At 37.7% G+C, this 17721-nt stretch carries 17 protein-coding genes and 1 riboswitch; of the genes, 6 read left to right on the top strand and 11 right to left on the bottom strand.

Annotation, left to right across the window (positions count from 1 at the left end; all coding sequences use genetic code 11):
• Positions 1–55 precede the first annotated feature (55 nt).
• From AA980_RS17150 to AA980_RS17130, 5 genes are all read left to right on the top strand, one after another.
• The gene (locus AA980_RS17150) at positions 56–1471 is read left to right on the top strand and encodes a sucrose-6-phosphate hydrolase (protein ID WP_024030277.1); all 1416 of its coding nucleotides are present in this window, start codon (positions 56–58) and stop codon (positions 1469–1471) included.
• Between the two features lie 211 nt (positions 1472–1682).
• A riboswitch (cyclic di-GMP riboswitch) is annotated at positions 1683–1770 on the top strand.
• A 71-nt stretch (positions 1771–1841) separates the two neighbouring features.
• Positions 1842–2531 carry a kinetochore Spc7 family protein gene (locus tag AA980_RS17145; protein ID WP_024030276.1) on the top strand — a complete coding sequence of 230 codons (690 nt, stop codon included), beginning with the start codon at positions 1842–1844 and terminating at the stop codon, positions 2529–2531.
• Positions 2532–2617: 86 nt separating this feature from the next.
• Entirely contained in the window at positions 2618–3529 is a 912-nt protein-coding gene (locus AA980_RS17140; RefSeq protein WP_024030275.1) for an HD-GYP domain-containing protein, read from the top strand.
• Between the two features lie 859 nt (positions 3530–4388).
• Positions 4389–5570 (top strand): NupC/NupG family nucleoside CNT transporter, encoded by a 1182-nt coding sequence (locus tag AA980_RS17135; protein WP_024030274.1) that lies wholly within the window; start codon positions 4389–4391, stop codon positions 5568–5570.
• A gap of 105 nt (positions 5571–5675) precedes the next feature.
• On the top strand, positions 5676–6305 hold the full coding sequence (locus AA980_RS17130) for an AmiS/UreI family transporter (RefSeq protein WP_034724815.1): 630 nt from the start codon (positions 5676–5678) through the stop codon (positions 6303–6305).
• Positions 6306–6495: 190 nt separating this feature from the next.
• On the opposite strand, the gene AA980_RS17125 is transcribed toward AA980_RS17130, so the two are convergent.
• The 7 genes from AA980_RS17125 to AA980_RS17095 all read right to left on the bottom strand — a co-directional run bounded on the left by AA980_RS17125 (position 6496) and on the right by AA980_RS17095 (position 12715).
• Entirely contained in the window at positions 6496–7503 is a 1008-nt protein-coding gene (locus AA980_RS17125) for a DUF3231 family protein (RefSeq protein WP_024030272.1), read from the bottom strand.
• Positions 7504–7650: 147 nt separating this feature from the next.
• Positions 7651–9180: an alkyl hydroperoxide reductase subunit F gene (gene ahpF, locus AA980_RS17120; protein ID WP_024030271.1), complete on the bottom strand. Its 1530-nt coding sequence runs from the start codon at positions 9178–9180 to the stop codon at positions 7651–7653.
• Between the two features lie 13 nt (positions 9181–9193).
• Entirely contained in the window at positions 9194–9757 is a 564-nt protein-coding gene (ahpC, locus tag AA980_RS17115) for an alkyl hydroperoxide reductase subunit C (RefSeq protein WP_024030270.1), read from the bottom strand.
• A 206-nt stretch (positions 9758–9963) separates the two neighbouring features.
• Complete coding sequence (locus tag AA980_RS17110) at positions 9964–10185, bottom strand: hypothetical protein (RefSeq protein WP_024030269.1); 222 nt, start codon at positions 10183–10185, stop codon at positions 9964–9966.
• Between the two features lie 67 nt (positions 10186–10252).
• The gene (locus AA980_RS17105) at positions 10253–11557 is read right to left on the bottom strand and encodes an alpha/beta hydrolase (RefSeq protein WP_024030268.1); all 1305 of its coding nucleotides are present in this window, start codon (positions 11555–11557) and stop codon (positions 10253–10255) included.
• 271 nt (positions 11558–11828) lie between these two features.
• Entirely contained in the window at positions 11829–12263 is a 435-nt protein-coding gene (locus tag AA980_RS17100; RefSeq protein WP_024030542.1) for a DUF3021 family protein, read from the bottom strand.
• Positions 12264–12277: 14 nt separating this feature from the next.
• Entirely contained in the window at positions 12278–12715 is a 438-nt protein-coding gene (locus AA980_RS17095) for a LytTR family DNA-binding domain-containing protein (protein WP_024030541.1), read from the bottom strand.
• Between the two features lie 276 nt (positions 12716–12991).
• Between AA980_RS17095 and AA980_RS17090 the strand changes: the two genes are divergently transcribed.
• Positions 12992–13777, top strand: coding sequence for an SDR family oxidoreductase (locus AA980_RS17090; protein ID WP_024030540.1), 786 nt, complete (start codon positions 12992–12994; stop codon positions 13775–13777).
• Between the two features lie 47 nt (positions 13778–13824).
• On the opposite strand, the gene AA980_RS17085 is transcribed toward AA980_RS17090, so the two are convergent.
• The 4 genes from AA980_RS17085 to AA980_RS17070 form a co-directional block, all read right to left on the bottom strand.
• Positions 13825–14832 (bottom strand): FecCD family ABC transporter permease, encoded by a 1008-nt coding sequence (locus tag AA980_RS17085; protein WP_024030539.1) that lies wholly within the window; start codon positions 14830–14832, stop codon positions 13825–13827.
• Positions 14829–15839, bottom strand: coding sequence for a FecCD family ABC transporter permease (locus tag AA980_RS17080; RefSeq protein ID WP_024030538.1), 1011 nt, complete (start codon positions 15837–15839; stop codon positions 14829–14831). The genes AA980_RS17085 and AA980_RS17080 overlap by 4 nt, the downstream gene beginning before the upstream one ends.
• A 69-nt stretch (positions 15840–15908) precedes the next feature.
• The gene (locus AA980_RS17075) at positions 15909–16832 is read right to left on the bottom strand and encodes an iron-hydroxamate ABC transporter substrate-binding protein (protein ID WP_024030537.1); all 924 of its coding nucleotides are present in this window, start codon (positions 16830–16832) and stop codon (positions 15909–15911) included.
• Positions 16833–17627 carry an ABC transporter ATP-binding protein gene (locus AA980_RS17070; protein WP_024030536.1) on the bottom strand — a complete coding sequence of 265 codons (795 nt, stop codon included), beginning with the start codon at positions 17625–17627 and terminating at the stop codon, positions 16833–16835.
• Positions 17628–17721: the final 94 nt, after the last annotated feature.

Genomic DNA, 17721 nt, shown 5'->3' with positions numbered 1-17721 from the left:
AAGGCAAGATGGACTTGCCTTTTCTTTTTAGAAGAAACATCAAGGGGGTACAGCCATGACAGACAAAGAAGCTCTCCTTATTCAAAAGGCTTACGAGGAAGTAAAAAAACATCAAAACAAGGACGTACATGATCCCTATCGATTAACCTACCATCTCATGCCGCCAGTTGGATTGTTAAATGATCCTAATGGATTAATACAATATAAAGGGGTTTATCATGTGTTTTATCAATGGAACCCATTTGAAACGGCACATGGTGCGAAATTCTGGGGGCACTATACGTCGAGGGATATGGTTCATTGGCAAGAGGAACCGATAGCCTTGGCCCCGAGTGAGTGGTATGAAAGAAACGGCTGTTATTCGGGAAGCGCGGTTGAATCGGATGGAAAGCTCTATCTCTTTTATACAGGGAATGTAAAGCGCGACGACGGATCACGAGAAACCTATCAATGTATTGCGGTTTCCTCCGATGGGATTCATTTTGAAAAACACGGGCCGGTTCTAAGGCTTCCGGGAGATTATACTGCCCATTTTCGTGATCCAAAGGTTTGGAAAAAAGCGGATCGTTGGTATATGATTGTCGGGGCCCAGACCCTGGATGAAAAGGGCACAGCTGTCTTGTTTACTTCAATGGACTTATATCATTGGGAGGAAGCGGGCAGGATTGCTGGATCTGGAATGAATGGCATGGATGATTTTGGCTATATGTGGGAATGTCCAGATCTTATTCATGTAAATGGTAAAGATATATTATTGGTATCACCACAGGGGTTGGAGCCATCCGGATATTTATATCATAATTTGTTTCAATCAGGCTACTTTATTGGAGAATTAGATTATGAAACTCTTACCTTTCAACATGGTCCTTTTAGAGAGTTAGACCGAGGCTTTGACTTCTATGCACCGCAAACCTTTACAGATGAATGGGGAAGAACCATTCTTTACGGCTGGATGGGAATAACGGATGAGACAGAATCCTATCAACCCACGATTGCCAATCATTGGGTGCATGCGTTAACCATCCCAAGAGAGTTAGTTGTTCTTAATGGTAAAGTTTATCAACGACCGGTGGATGAATTAAAAAAGCTTCGCAAAGATAAAATAGTGGTCGAAAATAAAGGAAAGCAAATCGAGTCTAATGGCGTATCAGCGGAATTACTGCTGAATTTCGTGAAAGCTGGTTCATTTCAAATTTCCTTCCGAAATGAAGCATACCTCTACTTTGATTCAGACAAACAGGAAGTCTATTTACAAAGAAGAGATTTAAAGACAGGTGCTTTAGAAACAAGAACCTGCAAACAAGCTTCTGTTTCTAAGCTCCAAATCTTTATGGACCATTCCTCCTTAGAGATTTTCGTCAATGAGGGTGAAGAAGTATTTACTACACGTTATTTTCCAAATCCAAACGACGATACGATTATCTTTCATGGTGAAGCGGAATTCGAATGGACCAAGTGGAATCTTGGTTAGATCAACGATTTTTAATACTGATTCTATTATTTTTACAAACGAAGCTTAAAAAATGCAATTTTAGTATTGCTAGCGTAATTTTAAAATACTTGCAAGTATTTACAAAAATTCGCAAAAATTATAATTTTATTCGTAAAAGTACAAAATATTACAAAAATAGACATGGAAATTAGGCACATATACCCTGTATAATAATGGTAGATAATAAAATAGACTCAGAGGGCAACCTATCTGAAAGGATATGGGCGCAAAGCTATAGGGGCTAAAGTAGCAATCTACTACGCCAGCCAGTTGCGAAATGAAAAAGGCCCTTTTAATCCAACGGGTCTTTTTTGTCGTCTAAAATAGAAAAATGGGGTGTGGAACTAGTATGAAAAAAGTATTGTCAATTTTATTTTCGGCTGCAGTATTTTTAGGGATTGCTTCCCCAGCTTTTGCTGCTGGGGATGATTATCAAAAAGGAATTGAACTAATTGAAAAGGCAAACAAAGAAATTGATAAAAAGATAGAAGAAGCGGTAACAAAAGCAGATAAATTGCAAGCGGACTACCTTCTTGACATTCGCAAAATAGAAGAAGGAGATCAAATCGTAAAGTTAAAAAATGAAAGTGAAAAGGCTTTATCTGATTTAGAAGCCGCTAAAAACAATGTAAAAAAACAAGAAGAATTAAATAAGAAATTAGCAGAAATTAATACCAAGTTAGAAGAAGAACAAGCAAAAATTAATAGCAAAATAACAGAACTCAATGAGGAAATTAATAAGGCCACAGGACAGCTTTTGTCTGGGGATGGTAAAGATGTTCAAAAATTAGAAGATAAAATCAATAAACTTAATCAGAAGTTGAATGAAAAATCAGCTAAGTATGATGAAAAAACAAAACGTTTTACAAAGGATTTAGATAAGGCCATTACTGATGTATATGAAGAAACCCTAAAAATGTCGAATGATACTATTAAAAAGGCTGCTAAAAAGGGTGTTCAAGCTGAATGCAGCTGGAAACTGGTACGCTTTGCTGATAAGTGGGTGTGGATTGATCCTATTCGAATAGTCGGATGTTAAAATTATTCCACATTTCTGAAAATTTATAGTAAAATAAAAACGAGTTCTTAATGAGCTCGTTTTTATTCGTATTAAGGCGGGATATCATGGAAGGATTTATGATTGGAAAAAAAGGGTCTTTTGTCGAAAAAGTAGATTTCGAGAATAATGGAGTATTTAGTTTGTTAACCCGAGGGGATGGAGTTGAAATTATCCACCAAGTAATAGAAGAAGGTAGAATGTTCTATGTTTATCCAAGCGAGAACGCTAAAGCTCTGGAGTTTTATTATCTATTGTCTGGACAAGTGGTTTGTGAACTTGATCATAAAAAGTTTACATTAGGTCCTGAAGATTATTTTTCTGCAAGAGGTCTTAAAAATCCAATCCACTTTACCGCCCTTTCGAAAGTAACCTTATTATGCGTGTTTACTGAACAAACGTTTGTTCATATAAGTAGGGACATATCCTCCCTTATGGAAATTATGAAACAAGTAGAAATAAAAGATAGATATACCCATAAACATAGTGATCGAGTGGCGAAGTATTCTGTGAAAATAGCAAAAAAATTAAAACTAAGTAAAGAACAATTAGAGAATTTAACAGTGGCTGCAGTGCTTCATGACATTGGTAAAATTCATGTGCCAATTGAGATCTTAAACAAACCTGGACGTTTATCAGAGGAGGAATTTGGAATAGTCAAGAAACACCCTGTAGATGGTGCGGAAATGGTGAAGAATTCTTATTATAAGGAAATTGCTCCTATTATTGAACAGCATCATGAAAGGATAAATGGCACAGGCTACCCCTATGGATTAAGTGGAGATGGCATCCTTTTAGAAGCAAGAATAATTGCGGTAAGTGATACATTCGATGCAATGACAGAAGATCGAGCTTATAGAAAAGCGTTTAAAGAACAGATTGCAATGGATGAACTTAAGAGACTGGCTGGCTCCAATTACGATCAAGAAGTGGTGTGCGCCTTGGAACAAATATTAAAAGAAGAAGGACGAATTAACTAATCTGTCAGACAGATATATAGGACGGCGATATTTTTGAGTGATGAAATAAATAATAGGTGCTAGGTAATTTCGAATACTCTTTCGTCAAGTACCTAGCACCTTTAAATTATAATACTTCACCATTATTATCAATTACTCTTTGATGTATTGAAACAGAATGGTTATTTGGTCCTTGATCTATGTACAAATAAACACAAAAATATAAGGAAATTCCACGTCTCTTCCATTCTCCCAAAACTTCATATCTTAAAGGATTAATTTTTTTCCAGGCATAATCAATTCTGATAATCCCCCAGTTATTAAAAGATATAATGTTACTATTTCCAACATCATTTTGTGTATGCAAAAATTCTACTTAGGCTGGTAACGGTGAACCGTACCATAAATAGAAGTGGTTTTTCAGATAAAATATGTAAAAGGTATGTGAACATCCATCAATATATGACACGCTGATGGATGTTTCTTTTATTCTGCAGTAATACTGGCATCTCATAGTGAAAGAGATGGCAAGTGCCATTCTATGTTCATTAAATATTACATTTTTTCTTGGTAATGTTTACAAAGTTTCAGTAACTCATTAAAATATCGTTCATTTTTGGTAATGTGAATATAAAAATAACGATGGCAGGGGAATTGGTAAAAAATACGTTTACATTTTGCTTAAACAATACTTAACATTTGTTCATGATATGTGCTATAGTAATTGAGGATAAATTAAACGAGCAGATGTAAGCGTTCACGTTGGGAAAATTGCAAACAGTTTTATTAGGATTTGGGAAAATAATTTTTTTGCTAATCCTGTAAGCGAATTCAGAACACGTTATTTATAAGAATGAAATACATCATTGTGGAGGACATCATGAAATACATCATTGCTATCATCGGATTACTTGTTGTTTTTGGACTTGCTTTTGTAGCAAGTAATAATCGGAGAAATATTAAAATCAAACCGATTATTCTTATGGTTATCATTCAAGTAGTATTAGCAAGTTTATTATTAAATACAAAGTTTGGTTTAGTTCTAATAAAAGGATTTGCAGACGTTTTTAGTAAAATATTAGAATACGCTGGTAGCGGGGTATCCTTTGTGTTTGGGGGGATTGCGAATAAAGGTGAAATGCCTTTCTTCCTTAACGTCTTACTTCCAATCGTGTTCATTTCAGTATTAATTGGTATTTTTCAATATTTAAAAATACTTCCTCTTATTATGAAAGCTATTGGTTTGTTGTTAAGTAAAGTCAATGGTATGGGAAAATTAGAGTCTTACAATGCCGTTGCTTCGGCAATGGTTGGACAATCAGAGGTATTTATCACGGTTAAAAAGCAACTTGGCAAATTACCTGCCAATCGCTTATATACGTTATGTGCTTCAGCCATGTCGACTGTTTCGATGTCAATTGTTGGTGCTTATATGACAATGATTGAACCTAAATATGTCGTTACGGCACTTGTGATTAACTTATTTGGCGGATTTATTATTTCTTCGATTATTAACCCATATACAGTTGATGCAAGCGAGGACCTTCTCATTATTCAAGAGGAAGAAAAACAAAGCTTCTTTGAAATGTTAGGGGAATATATTATTGATGGTTTTAAAGTAGCAATTATTGTCGGAGCAATGTTAATCGGATTTGTTGCCTTAATGGCAGCCATTAATAATATTTTTGATTTAATTTTTGGTATTTCATTCCAGGAAATTTTAGGATATATCTTTGCGCCTGTCGCCTTTATCATGGGGATCCCATTCTCTGAAGCTGTACAAGCTGGTGGAATTATGGCGACAAAGCTTGTGACAAATGAGTTTGTAGCTATGATGGATTTAACAAAAATTCAAGCACACTTTAGCACTCGAACATTAGGGATTATTTCTGTCTTCCTTGTCTCATTTGCCAACTTCTCCTCAATAGGAATTATTTCAGGAGCTGTAAAAGGTTTAAATGAAAAGCAAGGAAACACAGTGGCAAGATTTGGTTTAAAATTATTGTATGGAGCAACGTTAGTCAGTGTACTAACAGCTGTGATTGTAAGTATTGTTTTATAAATAATGTTTGAAAAAGCAATTTTTCTTCTTTATAAAGATGAGAAACTGCTTTTTCTATTTGAACGGAGGGGAATGTTGTGGAAAAGGATTTTCACAACAATTAATATGAGTTTTGTTGGTTTATTTCTTTCGGGTGCAGTCTTATTTCTAAACAGCCTTATGTTGTTAGGGAAGGCAGAAGCAAAGAGTGTTGGTATCTTTAATATTTTTGTAGGAACGCTTCAAATGATTATTCCATTTTATTTACTCGTTGTATCAGATCAAAATAATTGGGACCTTTATAATGACGCGTCCATCTTTTTATTTGGTTTAACCTTTTTATATGTTGGGATAACCTCATTAAAGGGGTTAGAGGGAAATGGTCTGGGGTGGTATAGTTTATGGGTTGCAATTGTTGCAGTCGTTTATGCCTTTACATCTATTATTCACTTTCATAATATTGTCGATGCATTAACATGGGGAATGTGGGCATTTTTATGGTTTCTATTCTTTTTATCAAATTCGCTTAAAAAGAAAATTGATTATTACCTTGGTATTGTTGCATTTGTCCAATCATGGGTAACGCTTACAATACCATCTATGCTTTATTTTTTAGGTGTTTGGAATACACAATCTGTTTATCAAATTTGGACCTACGTATTACTTCTATCTATTTTCTATTTTGTTGTGATTCTTTTTAAAGGAAAATTTTCATTAAAAAAAGAAAAGGGTCGTAAAGAAATTCAGGTACTATAAACAAATTGTGTAATGTTCGATTACTTTAACAAATTTATCCAGAATAGGCCTTCCTGAAGCAGAATACAGTGTTTAAGAATTTTAAATAAGTTAAAAAAGCAGCTGAATAGCTGCTTTTTTAATGCGAGAAACCGAACAAAAAGTGGGGAAGGTTTTGAGTTATGTATATTTACATAAGGTATTATCCTAGTTAAACTTTTCTATCTACTGCTTGAGGAGGTTGTTCAAACCATTTTTCTTTGATCGCTAAAAGTAAACCTAGTCCATAATACTTCTTCATATCATCTGAAATTTTGCCTAATTTAGAAACGATATCTGTTCTTAAACTGGAAGTAATAGACTGACTTATCATGGCAAAACAGAATATTCCCAGACAAGTATTCACAAAAAACAGCATTAACTTATCGGAGAATGGAGACATCTCTACATCGGAAAATGTATAGTCCCCTGATGCTGATATCGGGATATTTTCTTTTTCAAGAACTTCTTGAAGTGAATCTAATACTTTTTCGATTCCATCTCTGCCTTTACTAAAATGTTGTTTTACCTCTTTTGCTTTGGCTAATTTACTAAAAGTGACAAAAATCATTTTTGAAAACTGCGCTCTATGAACAATTCTGGATAGATTAGCAATTTCAGGAGCATTTAAAGGCCTTGAACCACCAAAAAAACCATTCAGATAGATCATGGTATCAGCAAATTCTACATCACTATCCATTTCTACTTGTGGAGGTTTTAAATATACTCCAAGGGATTCCATTAAGTCTACGATTTCATTCTGGATGTCTACGGAAAATACAATGTTTACTTGAAAATGCTCTCGAACATCGCTTCTTGTGCAATCAGATATTGCAACTGGATATGTACTCATCGAAAGGTGAGTTAGATCAAAACAAAAATACAAAATAAAGGTATCGGAAAATACTTTGAGTGCGTCAATCCTTACGTCTTCTTCCGTAAAACCATGGGGAATAGTAAGATTCTCTTTGATAAAAATCTCCTTGAGTTCAGTAATGCTCTTTTTAGCATGATTTAACATCTTTTCTATCACTTGTTTTATAGCGCCATTTTCTGAACTTGCAAAAAAATATTCAAAAAGTCTTTGTTCCATACTGCTCTTTAAATAGGAAGACCAAAGGCTAGATACTTCGTTTGCCGTTAATTCTATGAAGGGCTTATTGCTTTTTGGCTGACTCATTTTAATCACTCCTTTCTAATTAATATCACTCTTAAATCGAAATTTATTACAATAGCTATAGGTAATTTAGAATAATGATAAAAAGGGGCTTCCCACCTTTGTGGAAAGCCCCTTGCAACAACGTTTGTAGATTCCTTTGTTCGTTCCTTAATTTCGGATTAGATAATCGAATGCACCCAAGGCTGCAGTAGCACCTGAACCCATTGAAATAATGATTTGCTTATAAGCGCTATCTGTACAGTCACCTGCAGCAAACACTCCAGGGATGGTGGTAGCTCCATGCTTATCGATCACGATTTCACCCATTCTCGTGCGTTCAATCGTTTCGTCTAACCAATCGGTATTTGGTACGAGACCAATCTGAACAAATACACCTTGTAATTCAATATGATGCTCTGCTCCTGTTTCACGGTCAATGTAGGTTATACCGTTTACTTTGTCGGTACCGATAATTTCTTTTGTTTGAGCATTCTTGATGACCGTTACATTTGGTAGGCTGTAAAGGCGATCTTGCAGTACAGAATCAGCTTTCAATTCTGGAGCAAATTCAATAACCGTTACATGCTTCACAATGCCTGCGAGGTCAATCGCAGCTTCAATACCGGAATTACCGCCGCCAATAACAGCTACGTGCTTTCCGATAAATAGCGGACCGTCACAGTGAGGACAGTAGGCTACGCCCTTGTTCTTAAACTCTGCTTCGCCTGGGACACAGACATTACGCCAGCGGGCACCTGTTGAAAGGATGACGGTTTTGCTTTTTAGAACAGCGCCGTTTTCCAATTCAATTTCGATAAGATCCTTCTTTTCTAAACGCTTGGCACGCTGCAAATTCATGACATCAACATCGTATTCTTTTACATGTTCTTCAAGGCTTGCTGCAAGTTTTGGGCCTTCTGTTTGCTTTACGCTAATAAAGTTCTCGATGCCGAGAGTATCCATAATCTGACCGCCAAAGCGTTCAGCCACGATGCCTGTACGAATGCCTTTACGTGCCGCATAGATGGCTGCACTAGCACCCGCTGGCCCGCCGCCAACAACAAGGACATCAAATGGATCTTTATCAGCAAACTCTGAAGCATCCGGAGCATTGCCGACTTTTGCAAGAATTTCCTCAAGTGACATCCGGCCACTGCCAAATGATTCCCCATTTAGGAACACCGTTGGTACTGCCATGATGTTTTTGCCCTCTACTTCTTCTTTAAAAGCCGCTCCATCAATCATGGTATGAGTAATGCCAGGATTAAGAATGCTCATCAAGTTTAGCGCTTGAACAACATCAGGACAGTTATGGCAGCTCAAGCTGATGTAAGATTCAAAGTGATAGTCACCTTTAATGCTTTTAATTTGATCTATGACCTTTTGTTCAACCTTCGGAGCTCTTCCGCTTGCTTGCAAAAGAGCCAACACTAACGAAGTAAATTCGTGACCAAGCGGAACACCAGCAAAAGTTACCCCAGTGTCTTCTCCGATACGATTAACACTAAAGCTCGGTGTTTTCTGTAATTGTGCATGTTCAACCTTAATATTAGGTGACATGGTGGCTAATTCATCCACTAGAGCCACCATGTCACGAGAAACGTCATCAGAACCTGCACTAACTTTAAGCAGGACATCGCCCTCCATCAATTGAAGATATTGGGCTAATTGTGCTTTTATATCTGCATCTAGTATCATTTGATTGTGCTCCTTAAATTTTTCCTACAAGATCAAGGCTTGGTTTAAGTGTTGCAGAGCCTTCTTTCCATTTTGCCGGGCAAACTTCACCAGGATTTTTACGCACATATTGTGCTGCTTTAATTTTGTTAATAAGTGTGCTAGCATCACGTCCAATGCCACCAGCGTTAATTTCAACTGCTTGGATAATGCCATCTGGATCAATGATGAATGTACCACGGTCAGCGGCACCTTCTTCTTCAATTAATACATCAAAGTTACGGGAAAGGACGTGTGCAGGGTCACCGATCATTGTATAAGTAATTTTGCCAATTGTTTCTGATGAATCGTGCCATGCTTTATGTGTAAAATGAGAATCTCTAGAAACAGAGAATACTTCAACCCCAAGTTCTTGTAGTGCTGGATACTGATCTTGAAGATCTTCTAACTCCGTTGGGCAAACGAATGTAAAGTCAGCTGGGTAGAAGCAAACGACGCTCCACTGACCTTTAAAGTCTGCGTCTGATACTTCCAAAAATTCTCCATTTCTGTATGCTTGTGCTTTGAATGGTTGTACTTCTTTTCCAATTAGAGACATGATTAAAATTCCTCCTAAGATGATTAATTTCATAGATAGCTTGTCCAGTGAATACCGGCTTATTCAGCTTATCTATAATTATTATTAAGTTATACTCGTTATTATATACATCTATTATTATGTTTGTCAAATGAAATATAATAATTATTTTAATTAAATAATAGATATTATAACGTTAATATTATTATAAGGGATGTACATTTATTTTAACAGGCATTTTCAAAAATGTTGTCATTTGGCGTAAACATTGAATGAATGGTGGAAATGAAATAAACGATGCCAAGCAATGGATTCATCCCAATCCGCCTAACACCGTATAGACTTAAACTAATATCAAATGTGTAATTGAGAATTAGTGAAGTAAATGAAAAATATTTGATATAAGTGCCGATGTCGCCACTATACTTTGGAAAAAGCTCGTTTAACATAAAAAAAGCCTGTCGCCCTCCGCATTTTGTCAAAATCATCGACATTATTCGGAGGGTGACAGTTCTTTTAATATGTTTCTTTAGAAGTGAAATGGCCACTGCCCTTTAATTTATCGTCAAAAAATTGAAGAATTAGTTCGTTTTCCGTTTCAATACAGTAATATTGTTCAATGTCTGCTTTTCCGCCTTGAATATAATTTGCAAGTATAGGAGAGAAAAGCGGTAAATCGGTCAAGCTTAAATGATTTGCACCTTGAAAATGAACAGTAGATGCATCTTTGAAGTGTTCGTTATTGAGTTTGTTCGCTACGTAAGTGGAGTTGCTATCGAGCTGTCCCCAAACATCGTCGGAATAAATGTTAAGAAGTGGGGTCTTGAAGTCTTCGTCGCGTGCCACAAAATCATCGATTTCTTTCTTATAAACAAGATCACTAAAGAACGGGGCGTCAATATTTACAACAGCTTCTATATCATTACGTTCTCTCCCTAGCCAAACACTTGCAGCTCCGCCCAATGAGTGCCCGAACACGCCAATTTTCTCTGTATTGATCTGTTGATATATCGGGTTATTATCATTTTTGGCCTTATCAAGTATCGTATCAATGACAAAATTCATATCGTCAGTTCTCAGTTCCATCCATTTTTGAATAGCCCCATAGAGTTCTTCCTTCGTGTAAATGCCGTCTTTATTCATATCGTTGATTTCATTGTTATAATCTGCATTGATCATAGCGACTGTTCCATCCTCTGAACGAGTAAAAAAGGAGTGATAGGGATGGTCGATTGAAACGACTACATAACCGTGGCTTGCAAGCTCAGTATAGGTAGAGGCATTGCTTGACTTAATACCGAATGCTCCATGTGAGAACACTAATAGAGGGTATTTTTCATCTGCCTTTTTGGGATACCAAAATTCCACATTAACAAATCTGTTGTCACCCTTGTCAGTAAATTCCTCAATCCGGTTCTTGTCAACATATGTGTAAGCAGCGGTTGCGACTTCATAGTCACCTGTCACTTTTGGTGAGTTATGCTGCGGAAAAACAATTGCAGGTGCAAGTACAAATACCGAGGCAATCATCATCATAATCGATTTCCACACAATAGAAGAAGTTTTGTATTTTTTTGTATTTGTTTTATTGCGGATTAGCGAAACCGCTGCCGTTACCGCTAAGATGAAAAGCAGTATGGCAAGCATTACCCAGCGGAAACTCCACTCAATCACCGATGAAAGTGTGAGCATAACAAATGCAATAAATGCAGCAATCCTAATCCAATTCTTTATTTTTTTATGGTTTTGCTTCGTTGCCACACAGTAGATTGCAAAGGCAATCTCAAAAGTTAAAGCGATCAATAATAGTAAATTTCCCATCGTAATTACCCCTTCTTTTTTTGAAAATTTTCTTATGGACTCATCATAAAAAAAACCAAAAAGGAAGTATATAGAAAAACGGTAAGTTGCTTCCACGAGCAAGTAAGTTGTAAAGAAAACTCGCCGATTGGCGAGCCGTAAGGCGAAGACAGAGGCGTAGTTGCACTTATGCCTGATGGGAAAGTTATACTTTCCTATCGGCCAAAAAAAGCGGTAAGCTTTATAGCTTACCGTAAAATAATCTGCAGACAAGGCTGCTGTATGTATATAACTATTCATTAACGTCTTGCTTAAATGCCTTTAGTTTTTCGTTGATTTGCTGGGCTTCTTTTTTATCTCTTTTCCATGACAGCAGACGAACTAGGGTATAGATTACGGCAATTTGCAGTGCCAAAATGATTCCATCTACTGCACTATTCACAATACCAAAAACGCTCCCAAGGGCAATCAATACAATCTCCAAAGCGAAAAAATGAAAGGTAATTCTTATTCGCATTTTCTTCTCACTTAGATCAGTAGGAGAATACAAAATAAATCCGATTAATGCACTTATCAATGAAAAGGCCATAATGATATAAATTGACTGCAAATCAAAGACCATATCTGGATAATATATTTGTCGCAAAATAGTAATAATAATGATAATGGATGCGAAGATGATTAAGAAATCCTTGATAATCTTTTGTACAAGTTCGGGCATCTTCATAGCTATCCCTCCTTTTACAAGCCAAGCATATTTTTAAGGACAGGCACATACTGCCTTGATACAACAGCACGTTCCCCGTTATCGAGCACCGCTTCGTATCGGCCGCTTATAGACGGAAAAATAGATGAAATTTTAGCGATGTTCAAAATAGTTGATTTGGATGCACGAAAACAGTTCTTGTTTTTGTATAATTCCTCTAATTCATAAAGCTTTTGTTTTACCTCAAAAACGTTGTCCTTGCAGTAAAGAAAGACCTTTCCGTCAACTGCCTCGAAATAATAGATATCACTAAGCTTAATCCGGTGAACTTTATCATATTGATAGCCGAGGGCAATGTGGTCTTCTGTTTTCAGCTTGTTTACGATTTCGTGTATTTCGTCATCTACCTCATGACACCTAATAAGAATTTCTTCTCCCAGTTCTTTGTTTATTTTTTCTATTGATATTCTCATATTATCACCCACGAAAATTCGAATATTTCAGGCCGACTACGGATTTTGTCTTTCGTTGCCCTTTTATCCATTTTATCAAATCATCGTTTGGAATTTATACTATTTTAGTATCAGAGTTTATTCAAAATTTCAAAGTTTCATAGATTCTTATAATCTCATTCCCTCAAGAAGGGACATGGTGCTGACCACGTGTACCAATAAGAATTTTCCCGCTTTAAAACCCTGCTGATGGGTATAGTAATAATCATTATCCATCATTTTCGGGAGGCGTTTAAGATGGAAAAACTACTTCAAAATCAAGTTGCTTTTGTGACAGGGGCTGGCTCGGGAATAGGCAAGGCTGCGGCGATAAAGCTTGCCAAAAATGGAGGGAAAATTGCTTTAGTTGATTTGCATAAAGAAAATGTAGAGGAGGTTAAAAAACAAATTGAAGCAATCGGCAGTGAAGCACTTGTCTTGGAAGCTAATGTTTCGCAACCAGCGGAAGTAGAGAACTGTTATCAAAAAACCATGGATCAATGGGGAAGACTGGATGTTGTCTTCGCGAATGCCGGAATTAACGGGGAAGTTACACCCATTGAAGATATGGAGCCGAAGGATTGGGACTTGACGATTTCCAATAACTTAACAAGTACCTTTTTAACAGTTAAATATGCCATTCCACATTTGAAGTCAAAAGGCGGCAGCATTATTATCACGAGTTCAATTAATGGAAACAGGATCTATAAAAATATTGGAATGTCTGCCTATAGCACATCCAAAATTGGCCAGATGGGCTTCGGTAAAATGGCAGCGCTCGAGCTGGCACATTATCGTATTCGAGTGAACATTATTTGCCCTGGTGCCATTGAAACAAATATCGGTGAAAACACTTGGAGAGAAAATGAGAAATTAAAAAAGGTGCAAGTCCCCATCGAATATCCGGAAGGAGACCAGCCGTTGGAAGATGGACCAGGAAAACCTGAACAAGTGGCCGACCTGGTCCTATTTTTGGCTTCAAGCCAATCCAGCCACATTACAGGAAGCGAAATTTATATTGACGGAGCACAATCGCTTTTATAACAAAAAGGGACAAAGGGTCAGGGAGCCAGCCTGTCTCCATGTCCCAATTATTTTTTTAATAATAAATACAGAAAATATGGTGCACCAATGATTGCGACCATTGTTCCTGCTGGAATGCCGTCTGGGGCTGCTAGATTTCGTCCGATTGTATCGGCGAGTAATAACAGCCAGCCGCCAATGAATAGTGCAATGGGAATAAATAATTGATTTCTCGGTCCCACTAGGGCTTTGGCTATGTGTGGAGCCATGAGCCCAACAAAGGCGATTCCGCCGGTCACTGCAACGGCAGAGGCAGCTAAAGCAACAGCGGTGATGAGGAGAAGAATTCGTTCCCTTTCAACGGAAATACCGACACCGATCGCGACCTGTTCGCTTAAGCCAAGGATATTTAATCGATTGGCTTTGTAAAAAGTGAATGGCACCAAGATGACGAGCCAAGGAAGGAGTGCCCAAATAAATGGCCAATCAGTACCCCAAATATTCCCCGCTAACCATTTGGCAATGAAATCTACCTTTGACCGTTCGGCTGATGAGATGAGGACGATCATAATGCCGGATAACGCCATTGAAAATCCTATGCCGATTAGTATTAATCTGACTGGTTGAATGCCTTCATTTTTTTTATAGGAAAAAACATAGATTAGCAAGGCAGTAAGAAAAGCTCCAATAAAAGCGATAACTGGAAGCAGATAAATAAACGATCCTGCTTGTACTGGGAAGAATAAAAAGTATATTGCGATGGCAACACCTGCACCAGAATTAATCCCAATAATGCCGGGATCAGCTAAATCATTTCGTGTGATTCCTTGCAGTATTGCCCCTGATAATGCAAGAGACATCCCTGCTAACAGGGTAATAATAATTCGCGGCAGTCGAATCGAAAATAAGATAAATTCTTCTTTAAATGACCCTTTTCCTAGAATGGTTGGCAGCAGTCTGTCGTAGGATAACGATGCGTACCCCAACCCCATCCCCACAACCATGGTGACAATGATCAACAGGAATAACAAGCATAGGATGAGTCTTTGTCTTTTGATTAATGCTGGTTGAATCATGACAATACCTTGCCTCCTTTATGGACGATTATGAGAAAGAAAGGCAGGCCCATCATCGCAACAATCGCTGCAACGGGTGTTTCATATGGAATATTGATTGTCCGACCAAGTGTATCGGCTAATAGCATAAATACGGCTCCTATAATAGCTGACATCGGAAGTATGTATCGATAATCGGTTCCTACGATTGCTCGAACCACATGGGGAACCATTAACCCTATGAAGGCCATATTTCCAACAAGAGCAACAGAGGCACCGGTTAGCATGATCGTAATAATAAAAAGAATGACTTTTATTTGGGTTGTCTTTTGTCCTAATCCAACGGCAACTTCTTCGTTTAAGCTTAGAATCGTCAGTTGTCGTGAGAGGAACAAAGAGAATAAGATTCCTGCTATAATAAAGGGCACAATGATTTGGAGCTGGCTCCAAGTAGTGCCAATTAACCCGCCTGCCGTCCACATCGAGACATCTTTGGAGATTTTATAATAAAGTCCAATTCCTTCTGAAACCGCATATAAGAAGGTGGAAACAGCTGTACCAGCAAGGACAAGTCGCAGCGGAGAGAAACCGCCCTTTTTCATCGAACCAATCCCGAAAACGATGATAGCTCCAACAGCAGCTCCCATAAAACAGGCAACCATTATGGTAAGATAGTTGGCTGATGGAATGAGGGCAATGGAAATGGCAAGAGCAGCATTGGCCCCAGCAGATAGCCCGAGTATCCCAGGTTCAGCAAGCGGGTTTCTTGTCATTCCTTGCATAATGGCTCCAGAAACGGCTAATGCCGCGCCAACAAATATGGCTCCAACTTCACGTGGGAAACGAAGCTCGCGAATAATCGTAATCTGTTCATTTGTCGTATGAGATGTAAGTGCCAGCCATACATCTTTTACCGTTGTGTTCGCTGCCCCAAATACCATGGCGACAACAAACATTCCGACAAATACCATAATGGCAGCTATCAGCTTAAGAGAAAAATTACGAGAAAAATGCTTTTCTTTTGTCATCAATGATTCCTCTTTCTATTATCTAATCAAGGAAAAGGGATTATGAAAGCATAACCCCTTTTAATCTGTCTAGTTACCAAGAAAGTGTTGCTTAAAGAATGCAAGCTGGTAATCTAATGTAAGTGGATCATTAAAATAGAATTCCTTTGCATTTGCTTCAAATAGGTGCTTGTTCTTCACAGCTGCCATGTTTTTATATGTATCCGTCTCTTGGAATGAATTATCCGTCTCGCTATTTTTACTTAAAATCACATAATCTCCCGCAAACTCAGGCAGAACTTCCAAGGATAAAGCATAGTAACCGTCTTTTTCAACCATTTCTTTTACCTTTTCAGGCATTTTTAATTTCATTTCTTGATAAAGGATTTCGGTACCGCGGCCCCAGTGATCGCCATACACATATAGCTGTTTGTCAAAGTTTTCAATAACAGACACAGTGGCGTCTGCTCCAATTTTTGCTTGAATTTCACTTCCTGCCTTCTCTGCCCGTTGTTTGAAGCCATCGACCCAGGCCTGTGCTTCCTTTTCTTTATTTAATAGTTTTCCAATTTCTAAGTGTTGCGTTAAATAGTCTACTTTTCCATAGGTAAAAACGACAGTTGGTGCAATTTGCTTTAATTTATCGATGTTTTTAACATTATCGAGCCCAATAATTAGATCGGGATTTAATTGAATGATTTTCTCCACGTTTTCGTCAGAGACTTCTTCCACATTCTTTAATTTATCTAGGAAACGCGGATTCATTTTCGACCATGAATCGACGCCAACAAGGTTCACGCCTAAAGCCATTACGTTACCTGCGAACGAAGCAAGGACGACCACACGCTTTGGATGTGCTGGAACTTTAACGGGACCATTTTCAGATTGATAGGTAATGGTTTCAGCTTTCTTATCCCCATTAGCGGTGCTGTTTGACTTTTCGGTTGCCCCATTGGTACAACCACTGATGATGAGGCTGAGTACTAAAAATAATGGAATAAATAGCTTTTTCATTTATGAATCTCCTTTTAATAAATTGTAAGTCACACACATTGGTTTGTTCGTGCGCGGGTCACGACCGATTTCTGTATCAATTTGAAATACTGTTCTTAGAACATGATGATTAATCACATCTTCACAATTCCCTGCCTTGACAATTTGGCCATCTTTTAAAGCGACAATATAGTCAGCGAAACGGGCTGCTTGATTTAAATCATGAAGGACCATGACGATTGTTCGTTCCTGTTCCCTATTTAATTTTTGTAGCAATTCTAGCACTTCTAATTGATGTGCCATATCTAAATAGGTGGTCGGCTCATCAAGGAAGATGATATCGGTCTCCTGTGCAAGAGCCATAGCAATCCACACACGCTGCCGTTGGCCCCCAGAGAGAGCATCCACGGGACGAAACTTGAATTCCTTCGTTCTCGTCACATCAAGTGCCCAATCGATGACTTCATAATCCTTTTTGGTTAAACGACCGAAGCTAGACTGATAAGGAAAGCGGCCATAAGATACCAGTTCCCCGACGGTTAGCCCACTAGCACTCTCAGGGGTTTGGGGAAGAATCGCCATTTTTTTAGCTAGGACCTTTGTATTTTCTTTTGTGATATTTTCACCATCTAAGATAATCGAGCCGGTTTGATGGGAAATAATTCTTGTTATCGCTTTCAACAGTGTTGATTTACCACATCCATTCGAGCCAATAATGGCCGTAATTTTTTTATCAGGAATATGTACACTTAGATTCTTGACGATTAAACGATCGCTATAGCCGACGTTCAACTCATCTGTAAATAGACGAACCATTCTGAACCTCCACTTGTTCTAGGTGATCGATAATGATAATGATTATCAATATCAAAACTAATATAATTGGCTTTTTATTTATTGTCAACCATTT

The sequence above is a fragment of the Neobacillus vireti genome (assembly GCF_001026695.1).
Taxonomy (GTDB): domain Bacteria; phylum Bacillota; class Bacilli; order Bacillales; family Cytobacillaceae; genus Neobacillus; species Neobacillus vireti.
This window is presented reverse-complemented; position numbering and strand designations above follow the sequence as displayed.

Bases quoted from the DNA above. Each gene is read 5' to 3' on its own strand.
- AA980_RS17150 (WP_024030277.1), top strand. From the start codon at position 56: ATGACAGACAAAGAAGCTCTCCTTATTCAAAAGGCTTACGAGGAAGTA.
- AA980_RS17130 (WP_034724815.1), top strand. From the start codon at position 5,676: ATGAGTTTTGTTGGTTTATTTCTTTCGGGTGCAGTCTTATTTCTAAAC.
- AA980_RS17080 (WP_024030538.1), bottom strand. From the start codon at position 15,839: ATGACAAAAGAAAAGCATTTTTCTCGTAATTTTTCTCTTAAGCTGATA.
- AA980_RS17085 (WP_024030539.1), bottom strand. From the start codon at position 14,832: ATGATTCAACCAGCATTAATCAAAAGACAAAGACTCATCCTATGCTTG.
- AA980_RS17105 (WP_024030268.1), bottom strand. From the start codon at position 11,557: ATGGGAAATTTACTATTATTGATCGCTTTAACTTTTGAGATTGCCTTT.
- ahpC (WP_024030270.1), bottom strand. From the start codon at position 9,757: ATGTCTCTAATTGGAAAAGAAGTACAACCATTCAAAGCACAAGCATAC.
- AA980_RS17070 (WP_024030536.1), bottom strand. From the start codon at position 17,627: ATGGTTCGTCTATTTACAGATGAGTTGAACGTCGGCTATAGCGATCGT.
- AA980_RS17135 (WP_024030274.1), top strand. From the start codon at position 4,389: ATGAAATACATCATTGCTATCATCGGATTACTTGTTGTTTTTGGACTT.
- AA980_RS17100 (WP_024030542.1), bottom strand. From the start codon at position 12,263: ATGAAGATGCCCGAACTTGTACAAAAGATTATCAAGGATTTCTTAATC.
- AA980_RS17095 (WP_024030541.1), bottom strand. From the start codon at position 12,715: ATGAGAATATCAATAGAAAAAATAAACAAAGAACTGGGAGAAGAAATT.
- AA980_RS17075 (WP_024030537.1), bottom strand. From the start codon at position 16,832: ATGAAAAAGCTATTTATTCCATTATTTTTAGTACTCAGCCTCATCATC.
- AA980_RS17140 (WP_024030275.1), top strand. From the start codon at position 2,618: ATGGAAGGATTTATGATTGGAAAAAAAGGGTCTTTTGTCGAAAAAGTA.
- AA980_RS17125 (WP_024030272.1), bottom strand. From the start codon at position 7,503: ATGAGTCAGCCAAAAAGCAATAAGCCCTTCATAGAATTAACGGCAAAC.
- AA980_RS17090 (WP_024030540.1), top strand. From the start codon at position 12,992: ATGGAAAAACTACTTCAAAATCAAGTTGCTTTTGTGACAGGGGCTGGC.
- AA980_RS17110 (WP_024030269.1), bottom strand. From the start codon at position 10,185: ATGTTAAACGAGCTTTTTCCAAAGTATAGTGGCGACATCGGCACTTAT.
- ahpF (WP_024030271.1), bottom strand. From the start codon at position 9,180: ATGATACTAGATGCAGATATAAAAGCACAATTAGCCCAATATCTTCAA.
- AA980_RS17145 (WP_024030276.1), top strand. From the start codon at position 1,842: ATGAAAAAAGTATTGTCAATTTTATTTTCGGCTGCAGTATTTTTAGGG.